Annotated in this window: 18 protein-coding genes; 16 read left to right on the top strand and 2 right to left on the bottom strand. The window is 64.1% G+C overall.

Annotated elements, in window-relative coordinates:
• Positions 1 to 21: 21 nt before the first annotated feature.
• Entirely contained in the window at positions 22 to 396 is a 375-nt protein-coding gene (locus tag IEX43_RS00905) for a hypothetical protein (protein WP_188808675.1), read from the bottom strand.
• Between the two features lie 23 nt (positions 397 to 419).
• Positions 420 to 668: a hypothetical protein gene (locus IEX43_RS20175; protein WP_229666247.1), complete on the bottom strand. Its 249-nt coding sequence runs from the start codon at positions 666 to 668 to the stop codon at positions 420 to 422.
• Positions 669 to 1,168: 500 nt separating this feature from the next.
• Here IEX43_RS20175 and IEX43_RS00895 point away from each other — a divergent pair, with 500 nt between their 5' ends.
• The 16 genes from IEX43_RS00895 to IEX43_RS00825 all read left to right on the top strand — a co-directional run bounded on the left by IEX43_RS00895 (position 1,169) and on the right by IEX43_RS00825 (position 8,826).
• Positions 1,169 to 1,444, top strand: a complete 276-nt coding sequence (locus IEX43_RS00895; protein ID WP_188808673.1) for a helix-turn-helix transcriptional regulator — start codon at positions 1,169 to 1,171, stop codon at positions 1,442 to 1,444.
• A 21-nt stretch (positions 1,445 to 1,465) separates the two neighbouring features.
• Positions 1,466 to 1,648: a hypothetical protein gene (locus IEX43_RS00890; RefSeq protein ID WP_188808672.1), complete on the top strand. Its 183-nt coding sequence runs from the start codon at positions 1,466 to 1,468 to the stop codon at positions 1,646 to 1,648.
• Positions 1,645 to 1,953 (top strand): hypothetical protein, encoded by a 309-nt coding sequence (locus IEX43_RS00885; protein ID WP_188808671.1) that lies wholly within the window; start codon positions 1,645 to 1,647, stop codon positions 1,951 to 1,953. The genes IEX43_RS00890 and IEX43_RS00885 overlap by 4 nt, the downstream gene beginning before the upstream one ends.
• On the top strand, positions 1,953 to 2,147 hold the full coding sequence (locus IEX43_RS00880; RefSeq protein ID WP_188808670.1) for a hypothetical protein: 195 nt from the start codon (positions 1,953 to 1,955) through the stop codon (positions 2,145 to 2,147). The genes IEX43_RS00885 and IEX43_RS00880 overlap by 1 nt, the downstream gene beginning before the upstream one ends.
• Complete coding sequence (locus IEX43_RS00875; protein WP_188808669.1) at positions 2,144 to 2,422, top strand: hypothetical protein; 279 nt, start codon at positions 2,144 to 2,146, stop codon at positions 2,420 to 2,422. Before IEX43_RS00880 ends, IEX43_RS00875 begins: the two co-directional genes overlap by 4 nt.
• On the top strand, positions 2,373 to 2,618 hold the full coding sequence (locus IEX43_RS20535; RefSeq protein WP_377102788.1) for a helix-turn-helix domain-containing protein: 246 nt from the start codon (positions 2,373 to 2,375) through the stop codon (positions 2,616 to 2,618). The genes IEX43_RS00875 and IEX43_RS20535 overlap by 50 nt, the downstream gene beginning before the upstream one ends.
• A complete protein-coding gene (locus IEX43_RS00865; protein WP_188808667.1) occupies positions 2,615 to 2,830 on the top strand; it encodes a hypothetical protein in 216 nt (71 codons plus the stop codon). Before IEX43_RS20535 ends, IEX43_RS00865 begins: the two co-directional genes overlap by 4 nt.
• 123 nt (positions 2,831 to 2,953) lie before the next feature.
• A complete protein-coding gene (locus tag IEX43_RS00860; protein WP_188808666.1) occupies positions 2,954 to 3,319 on the top strand; it encodes a hypothetical protein in 366 nt (121 codons plus the stop codon).
• A complete protein-coding gene (locus tag IEX43_RS20430; protein ID WP_268238330.1) occupies positions 3,316 to 3,447 on the top strand; it encodes a hypothetical protein in 132 nt (43 codons plus the stop codon). The genes IEX43_RS00860 and IEX43_RS20430 overlap by 4 nt, the downstream gene beginning before the upstream one ends.
• 87 nt (positions 3,448 to 3,534) lie before the next feature.
• The gene (locus IEX43_RS00855) at positions 3,535 to 4,380 is read left to right on the top strand and encodes a hypothetical protein (protein WP_188808665.1); all 846 of its coding nucleotides are present in this window, start codon (positions 3,535 to 3,537) and stop codon (positions 4,378 to 4,380) included.
• Position 4,381: 1 nt separating this feature from the next.
• On the top strand, positions 4,382 to 5,362 hold the full coding sequence (locus IEX43_RS00850) for a hypothetical protein (RefSeq protein WP_188808664.1): 981 nt from the start codon (positions 4,382 to 4,384) through the stop codon (positions 5,360 to 5,362).
• Positions 5,359 to 6,072: an exonuclease domain-containing protein gene (locus IEX43_RS00845; protein WP_188808663.1), complete on the top strand. Its 714-nt coding sequence runs from the start codon at positions 5,359 to 5,361 to the stop codon at positions 6,070 to 6,072. The genes IEX43_RS00850 and IEX43_RS00845 overlap by 4 nt, the downstream gene beginning before the upstream one ends.
• Before the next feature lie 2 nt (positions 6,073 to 6,074).
• Complete coding sequence (ssb, locus tag IEX43_RS00840) at positions 6,075 to 6,536, top strand: single-stranded DNA-binding protein (protein ID WP_188808662.1); 462 nt, start codon at positions 6,075 to 6,077, stop codon at positions 6,534 to 6,536.
• Positions 6,537 to 6,612: 76 nt separating this feature from the next.
• The gene (locus IEX43_RS00835) at positions 6,613 to 6,930 is read left to right on the top strand and encodes a glutaredoxin family protein (protein ID WP_229666246.1); all 318 of its coding nucleotides are present in this window, start codon (positions 6,613 to 6,615) and stop codon (positions 6,928 to 6,930) included.
• Positions 6,931 to 7,054: 124 nt separating this feature from the next.
• Entirely contained in the window at positions 7,055 to 7,273 is a 219-nt protein-coding gene (locus IEX43_RS00830) for a helix-turn-helix domain-containing protein (protein ID WP_188808661.1), read from the top strand.
• Positions 7,270 to 8,826: a DNA cytosine methyltransferase gene (locus IEX43_RS00825; protein WP_188808660.1), complete on the top strand. Its 1,557-nt coding sequence runs from the start codon at positions 7,270 to 7,272 to the stop codon at positions 8,824 to 8,826. The genes IEX43_RS00830 and IEX43_RS00825 overlap by 4 nt, the downstream gene beginning before the upstream one ends.
• Positions 8,827 to 8,829 lie beyond the last annotated feature (3 nt).

Here is an 8,829-nt window from a genome sequence, read left to right as displayed (position 1 = left end):
ACCGGCACCGACAACGAGTCTTTAGTGGGACTTCCCGGCGGCGTTTGTTACGTCGGAGAGGCGCTGCATCTCGCGGGAGAGGGACACGAGGAGCTGCTGAGACGTGTCGGGCAGGTAGCGGGCGCCGCCGAGAACGAGGGCGGAGTCGTCCGGTGCTCCCATAGGCAGGTCCAGATCAGCAGCGCAGGCGGAGATGACCTGCTCAATGGTGACGTTTAGGCCACGGGCGAGCCCGCGGATGGTGTCCGGGTCCGGGAAGGTCTTGATGGGCTTGTTCGCGAGCTGCTGCAGGCGAGACTGGGTGGGGATGCCGCCGCAGTCGCGGGACAGTTCCCCGTTGTTGCGGTCCCCTCGGCGTTCGTTAATGAGCCGGCGGAGGGCTTTTCCTTCTGACATGTGAGTGTTTCCTTCAGGTGGTCTTAGGTGTCTTCGGGCAGCTGGTCGTGCCCGATCATGGGGTCTTGTTCGCGGGCGGCCAGGCGCTGGTTTGCCTGTGTGTCCTCGTCGTATTCGTAGGTGTTCTTTACGGCGACCTCGAACTTTGCGAGTTCGCGGTTCTGTTTGACGAAGAGCCGTGCGAGGTCGATCACGATGCGGCGCTGCTCCGGGGTGAGCGAATCAACGTCGGGTGGTAGCTGGTCTGCGAGTCGTGCTTGTGGGAGTTCCATCTGAGCGGCCTCGTAAACGACTGCTAGTGGTAGGCCTGCGAGCTGGGCGAGTGCTTCAAGGGTCTTCTTTCCTGGTCGCGATGTGTAGGTGCCGGCGAGGATTTTGTCGATCGTTGTGTAGGCGATCGTCAGTCCTGCTTTCTCTGCGATTCGGCCCAGTTGGCGCCCCCCAGCGCCGCCGTTGTTGTCGGATGCGGCTTGCGCCACGTCCTTCAACGTCTTGGGTCTGTTGTGCATGGCTCAATCCTTGCCCTAGTTGTACTACTTGTACGAGCGATCAGAAGTTTTTCAAATACAAGTAAACCGTCTAAAGCCCAGTAATCGCGGGAGAAAACAGCCGCAGTCTTGACAAGTGAAAGACAATTGCTGCAAGCTTCACTTGTCACGCCAACGAGAAAGGTAGTTAGATGTACGAGTACCAAAGAGGCAGCACCAAGACAGACGCAAAGAGGCGCGCATCCACGAGGCGCCCAAGAACAAGACTCCGGGGGGAGGTCAACATGAAGCCCATCAGCACGGCCACGCTGAAGAAGCGCCGCGAACGGGAAGGCTACTCACAGCGCCAGCTCGCCTCGCTGTGCAACTGCACCCAAGCGGCCATCTCCGCACTCGAAACCGGCACCATGACCCGCTGCTCAGAAGACCTGGCGACACAGATCGCCAAGTGGCTCCGCCGCGACGTCGACGAACTCTTCACACGCCACGAGGACACACGCGTGCCCAGGATGACAAACGCGGCAGGCACCAAACGCCAACCCGTCCCGCAAGCCGCATAACCACACAGAGGAAAACAGCCCATGGTCTCAGCCACTCAAACCCCCACCCAAGCGCCCGCCCGCACACAGAAACTCCGCGACCTCATCGAGGACACCGGGTGCGGGATGGCAACCGCCGACGAACTCCACAACGCACTACTCGAGCTGGAAACCCTCATGGGCTGGACCCTCACCACACCAACAGAAACGGAAAATACCGAATGACCACCGAACTACAGCAAGGAACGCCCGTCCGATACTGGCCCGGCTTCCGCGACGGCGCGTCCAAACTCGGCCGCCTGCGCTCCGGCGTCGCCACCATCGGCGGCACCGAGGGCTACTACGTCACTGGCGCAGGGTTCATCAGCGCCGGCCATATCGAACCGCTGCCGATCAACGGCGGTGTGATCGAAGTCGCAACCGGCCGCGAAGCGCTGGAGGTCTGCGCGTGGGACGGCGTCACCGACGTCGTCGTCACGGACAACGCCGAGCGAATCCAGCTGCAGAAGCTCATGAAGGGGCTGCGCTGATGGAGATCGGATTCGTGGTGGTGGAATACAACCAAGCTTCCGGCCAACCTGAGATCAACGGCGAAGAGGTCTACACCGACCGGGAAGCAGCAGAGGAAGCCGCGGACATCGAGCAGCTGCAGGCCAGTGCCCGTGGTCGCCGTGAACGCTTCTTGGTCGGCACTATCTCGATCGACGAGGAGGACCTGTCATGAAAGCAGCAGTTCTTGAACCGGAGGTTCCATGGAAGGTCCGAGCCCTGGAGGAGATTGAGGACCTGGCGAAGACCGGAGCGACGTTCACGGCGGACACGCTGCGGGAGCGCGGTGTACCGGAGCCGCCGAAGCATCAGAACCAGTGGGGCAGCGTCTTCGGCACGGCATCCAAGCGCGGCCTGATCACGAAGGCGGACTACTCGTCCAGCCGCCGGAAGTCTCGGCATGGCGGGTTCCTTCACGCATGGCGGGGTGTGCCACGTGCCGGCGCCTAAGACTAAGGAACTCCCCCGCCTCGCATACACCGTTCCTGAGGTCGCAGTCATGCTGGCAGAGCCGCAGCAGACCGTGAAGAAGCACTGCCAGACCCAGGCGCTCAGGGGCGCGTACAAGACGGGCGGGAAGACGAGCCCGTGGCGGATCCCGCCGAAAGCAATCGACTACTACCAGGCGACAAGGAGTAACCAGTGAAGAAGGACAAGGCTTTGAAGGAGCTGGCCGAGGCACACACGGCCGCGGTTGAGGCTGAGACGGCGGCGGCCGCTGCCCAGGACAGGAAGCGGGAGGCTGTGCGTGCCGCGTTCGATGCCGGCTGCCGTGGCCCGGAGGTCGCGGCCGTGCTTGGTTCGTCGGTGCAGTGGGCGTACAAGGTGAGGGATAAGCAGCCTCTTCAAGTCGCATAAAAAACAACTCGTAGTTGTTTTTGTCGCGAGTAGCAGTTACAGTAGAACCATCAACAAAAAGAGGCCCGCGGGCTGCAACCCACGGACCTCACGCCCACCGCAACCACGAAAAGGAATCCTGCGATGAACAGCACCAATCTTACCAGTAGCTACTTCTTCACCAAGCAGCAGGCCGCAGCCATCGCCCGACACATGATCGTCAGCTACCACGAGACCGTCGCCAACGCGGACCAGGACGCAGAACGCCTCGCCTGTCGGATCACTGGAGCACTCGAGATATTCATCCTTCCGTCTGACGTCGAAAACGCTTTGAACTGGCTGGACGAACTAGCGGCACTTGAACAAGGGCGGCACGAGGACCACCACCACAACGCCTCCGGCACATGGGACAACGGCCCCGAACTCGCCGAGTACCTCGAAGGCCAGCTCATCACCGCCATCGACGACATCATCAGCGGATTCCGCAACCACTGGGAGTTGGCAGCATGATCGCCGCACTCCTCGCCGGAGCAGTCATGGCCGCCACGTTCATCCCCTGGGCCATCCGCAACGACCAAGCGGACCTGCATCTCGCCCACCGGCCCGGAGCGTGCCCCACCGGCGACTGCGATGTGTGACTGCCGCGGCCACGGGCTCTGCCCGCAAGGCCACCACACCTGCACCGACTGCACCTGCGACGACATCGACCAGCAAAGGGAAACGCAATGACCACCAAGACCAAGACCCCAGTCAAGGGCCTCACCTTCACCCACAACGGCCACCGCTATAAGTTGGACGGCCTGCCCGTGACCGGTGTGACCACCATCCTCAACGGCGGCATCCCGAAGCCGGCACTCATCTACTGGTCCGGGAAGACCGTCGCCGAATACGTCGAGGCGAACCCGGCAGAGATCGAATCCCTCCGGAACCGTGACGACGTCGACATGGTCCGCGAACTCGCAGGTATCCCTGCCAAGGTCCGTGACGAGGCCGGGGTACGCGGTACAGCCGTGCACGACTTCGCCGAAGCGCTGGCCACCACCGGCACCGTCGACGACGTCCCGGACGACCTGGTCGGATACGTCGAGGGCTACGCGGCCTTCCTCGACCAGTTCCAGATCACGCCCCTCCTCATGGAGCGGCCGTGCGCGAGCCGCAAGGACTGGTACGCGGGCAAGTTCGACATGATCGGCACCTCTCCCCTGCTCAACGACGGCAAGCCCGTCATGATCGACCTCAAGACCTCCAAGTACGTCTACGGCGAGACCGGGCTGCAGTGCGCCGCCTACTCCCTGGCCGAGTTCTATATGGACGAGGACGGCAATGAGCAGCCACTCCCCGAGATCGTGGCCACCTATGTCGCCCATGTGACGCCCATGGATCGTGACGGGGAGAACGCCCGCTACGGCGACGCGCCACTCGGCACAACCCTCTACCCGCTGGCGAGGAACCGCGACGAGATGCGCGGCCACTACGCGATGTTCCTTGCTGCCGCCTACACGCACAAGACCACCAAGCTCCGGGAAGCCATCGTTGGCGCCCCGGTCACCACCGAACAGAAAGCAGCCTGAAATGTCCGAAGTAGCTATCCCGCAGGCGGCCCCGATGGCCGCGTTCAACGCCAACGCCCTGCCCGCAACGGCCGCGACCGTGTCCCTCATGGAATGGGCGCAGGAACTCGCCGCAGCCCACCAGCTCGGCACCGCCCTCTGCAGCACCGAGTTCGTCCCCCAGTCCTTCCGGGGCAAGCCCGAAGCCGCCGCGGCTGCCATCCTCGCGGGTAAGTCCCTCGGCCTCGACCCCATGAACGCGCTGGCGAACATCTTTGTCGTCTCCGGCCGGCCGTCCATGTACGCCCGGACCATGGCAGCCCTCGTCATGCAGGCAGGCCACACCATCCGCCGCATCGAAGCGACAGAGCAGCGCGTCATCTACGAAGGCCGCCGCAAGGGCGAAACCACGTTCACCCGTGTTGAGTGGACCATCGCCCGCGCACAGAAGGCCGGCTACACGTCGAACAAGAAGTACCAGACGGACCCCATCGGCATGCTCACCGCCAAGTGCCAGGCCGAGATCTGCCGCGTCATCGCCCCCGACGTCCTCACCGGCATCGCCGCGACCTCCGTGGAAGAGGTGGAGCTGGACGACCTCGGCGAGCAGACCCCCGGGGCCGCCCCGGCTGCCGAGCCGAAGGCGAAGCGCACCGTCACCCGTGCCAAGGCGCCCGCACCCGACCTGCCAGAGGTCGTGCACGAGGCACCCCAGGACGAGGTCACCCCCGAACCGGTGGAAACGCCGGGTGAGCCCGTGGCGACGTCGGCGCAGCTCACCAAGATCCACGTCATCCTCGGAAAGCTCGGCGCCAACGACCGCGAGTCCGGCCTGGCCGAACTCTCCCAGTTCACCGGCCGCACCCTCAACTCTTCCAAGGAACTCACCAAAGCCGAGGCCTCGCGGTTCATTGAGGAGGCCGAGACTCCCCCGGCCGACGCTGACGGCGTCCTTCCCGACGTCGACGCCCAGTGGGGCCTCGCGCAGGCAGGTGCCCAGTGACGGGCGGCGCCTACCACGAGGGTCCGTTGCTTGGCTTTGACCTCGAGACCACCGGAGTCAACGTCTTCGAAGACCGCATTGTCACCTGCTCCATCGTCATCAAGGCATCCCCGGAAGCTCCTTCCCAGCGGCACAGCTGGCTGATCAACCCGGGCATTGAGATCCCGGAGGAAGCAGCCAGCGTCCACGGCGTAACCACTGAGGTGGTCATCGCCCATGGGGAGAACCCGGAGGAAGCGCTCCCCCAGATCCGCGCTGTGATCCAAGCGTTCGCCTCCGAACATCCGGACATGGCACTCGTGGCGTTCAACGCAGCGTATGACCTGACCCTCTTTCAGCAGGAGCTCATTCGCTACGAGGAGGCGCCTCTCGATATGAGCTTCCCCGTGATCGATCCGTTCGTGATCGACAAGCAAGCGGACAAGTTCCGCCGAGGATCGCGAAAGCTCGTCGATGTAGCCGGCGTCTACGGCGTCCAGCTGGAGAACGCGCATAACGCGGAGGCGGATGTCCTGGCGGCCATGCAGATTGCCCGGCGCCTCCCGGATGCATACCCCGCTCTGGCCGTGCCAGCGGCCACCCTTCACGGATGGCAGGTCCGGTGGCGGGCCGAGCAGTGCGCCTCCCTCCAGGAGTACTTCCGAAGGAAAGACCCCGCGGCCGTCGTCAACGGTGAATGGCCCATCCAAACCCAGCAGAAAGCAGCGTAGTCATGGCAGGCGAACTGAACATCACAATCCTTGGGCGTCTCGTCAACGACGTCGAACTCCGCTTTACTCCATCCGGCGCGGCCGTGGCGAACTTCACCATCGCCCAGAACGCCCGGGTCTTCGACAAGAACAGCAACGAGTGGAAGGACAAGCCGGCCAACTTCTTCCGCTGCTCCGCCTGGCGGGATCTGGCTGAGAACGTGGCCGAGACCCTACAGAAGGGGCAGGCAGTCATCGCCTACGGCGAAGTGACCTCCCGCTCTTATGAAACCAAGGAGGGGCAGCAGCGCACGGTGCAGGAGATCGAGGTAAGCAGCCTCGGCCCTGATCTCCGCTGGGCGGGCCCAAGGAAGCAGAGCAGCAGCCAAGCCTCCAGCGGCGGCGGTAGCTGGGGCGGCGGCCAGGCAGCCGACACCAGCAGCGCCTGGGGCGGCACCACCACCGACACGGAACCCCCTTTCTGACAACAATCACCCCGCGGACGCCTGCCCTCAGAAACGAGTGGCAGGCGTTCGCAACCACTACCAGTAGGAGAAACCCTTGACCATCACCGAAATCCAGCCCCGCATCGAAGCCCGCGACGGCGTCGCCGTGACCGTCTACACCAAGTCCGAATGCTGGGGCTGCGGCAAAACGAAAGACCTCCTCGACAAGGCTGGCGTCACCTACACCGAGGTGGACATGGAGACCGACCAGGCAGCCTTCGCGTACGTGACCGAGACGCTCGGCTACCGCCAGGCGCCCACCGTCGTCGTCTCCGCACCAGACGGGGAGAAACACTGGTCCGGCCTGCAGCCCCACAACATCCGCAAGCACATCACCCACCGCGACGAGACGGCGCTGGAGGCCGCCTCGTGAAGACCCTCGCCCTAAAACCGCCTAAGCCCGCACTCACCGCACCCCGCAAAGCCACAACAGTCCCTACGTGCTCGTCCTGCGAGGGGCCGCTGAACTCCACCGGCGAATGCCGCGGATGCACCAAATGAAGAAGCTCAAACGGCCGCCCAGCCAGGAACTCCTCAACCAGGCAGCCGACCTCCTCAACGACGGTGCATCCCAGCGCGAAGTCTGCCGCACCACCGGCCTCGCCCGCGAAACCATCCGCAAACACTTCCCCGGCAAAGGCTGGACCTACCAAGAGGGCGGCGACTTCCGGGCCCTCAACCGATACACCCAACTCACGAAAGGACTCACAACATGAGCCTGACCATGACGGACATGTTCTGCGGCGCCGGCGGATCCAGCACCGGAGCGACGTCGCTCCCAGGGATCACCGTCCGCACCGCCCTCAACCACTGGGACAAGGCCCTCGAGTCGCACAACGCCAACCACCCGGACACCGTCCACGTCCAGGCCGACATCAAAGAGACGGACCCGCGCTACATCGCCACTTCGGACATCCTCTGGGCCTCCCCGGAATGCACGAACCACTCCGTGGCCAAGGGCCGCAAGCGCGTCACCAACCAGGCCGACCTGTTCGGCGACACCCTCCCCGACGAGGCCGCAGACCGGTCCCGCGCCACCATGTGGGACGTGCCCCGCTTCGCAGAAGTCCACCGCTACCGCGCCATCATCACCGAGAACGTCGTCGACGCCGCAAAATGGGTCATGTTCGACGCCTGGCTGATGGCCATGAAGTCCCTCGGCTACGAGCACAAGATCCAGTACCTCAACAGCATGCACGCCCAGCACGGAGGGCTCCCCGCGCCGCAGTCCCGCGACCGCATGTACGTCCTCTTCTGGCTCAAAGGCAACAAGACGCCGGACACGGAGAAGTACTTCCGGCCCAAGGCCTACTGCTCCAGCTGCGACCAGGTTGTCGACGCCATGCAGGTCTTCAAGAAGACCGAGCAGTGGGGCCGCTACCGCGCCCAGTACGTTTACCGCTGCCCCCACGCCTCCTGCCGCAACCAGATCGTAGAGCCCGGTTGGTTGCCTGCCTCCCACGCCATCGACTGGACCCTTCGCGGGGAGCGCATCGGCGACCGAAAACGGCCACTCGCGCCGAAGACCATGGCCAGGATCATCGCTGGCCTCGCCAAGTACGGGCAGGAGCCGGTATCCATCGACTCAGTCCGCGGCTCGCAGATCATCAGCGCCGTCAACGCCGAGCCTTTCCAGACCCAGACAACGGCCTACACACGGTCACTGCTGGTCCCTGTGGAGGGCCGCGAGGGCAAGCAGGCACAGCTGGCAGCGGATGCCATGCGGACCCAGACCACCCGGAACGAGACGGGGCTGCTCGTTCCGCCGCTGCTTATGCGGAACAACTCAAGTCGCGGTTCCGGGGCCGAGATGTCCACTCCGGCGGGTGAGGTCATGCGCACGCTCACCACCGCCGGCCACCAGTCGCTGATCACACAGCCAGGCCATCACATGCTCATGGAGTACTACGGCAACGGCCAGATGCAACCGACTTCCAAGGCCATCCCCACCATCACCACCGTCGACCGCTTCGCGATGATCACAACACTCCGCGGGACCAACGCGCCAAAGGACGTCGGGCAGCCGCTCGACACCTTCGCCGCCAACGGGCTGCACCACGGCCTGGCCGAGTGGAAGGTCCCGGACATCGACGACTGCGAATTCCGGATGCTGGAGCCCCACGAGATCAAGGCAGGCATGGCCTTTCCGAAGGAATACATCATGCTCGGCAACAAACGCGAACAGGTCAAGATGGCCGGCAACGCCGTCACCCCGCCCGCCGCCCGCGACCTCGTCGCCTGCATGGCCGAGACGCTGGTCAGCCCATGAATC

The sequence above is a fragment of the Pseudarthrobacter polychromogenes genome, assembly GCF_014644495.1.
Lineage (GTDB): Bacteria > Actinomycetota > Actinomycetes > Actinomycetales > Micrococcaceae > Arthrobacter > Arthrobacter polychromogenes.
The sequence above is the reverse complement of the archived record's forward strand: the minus strand, read 5'-3'. Positions and strand labels throughout refer to the sequence as shown.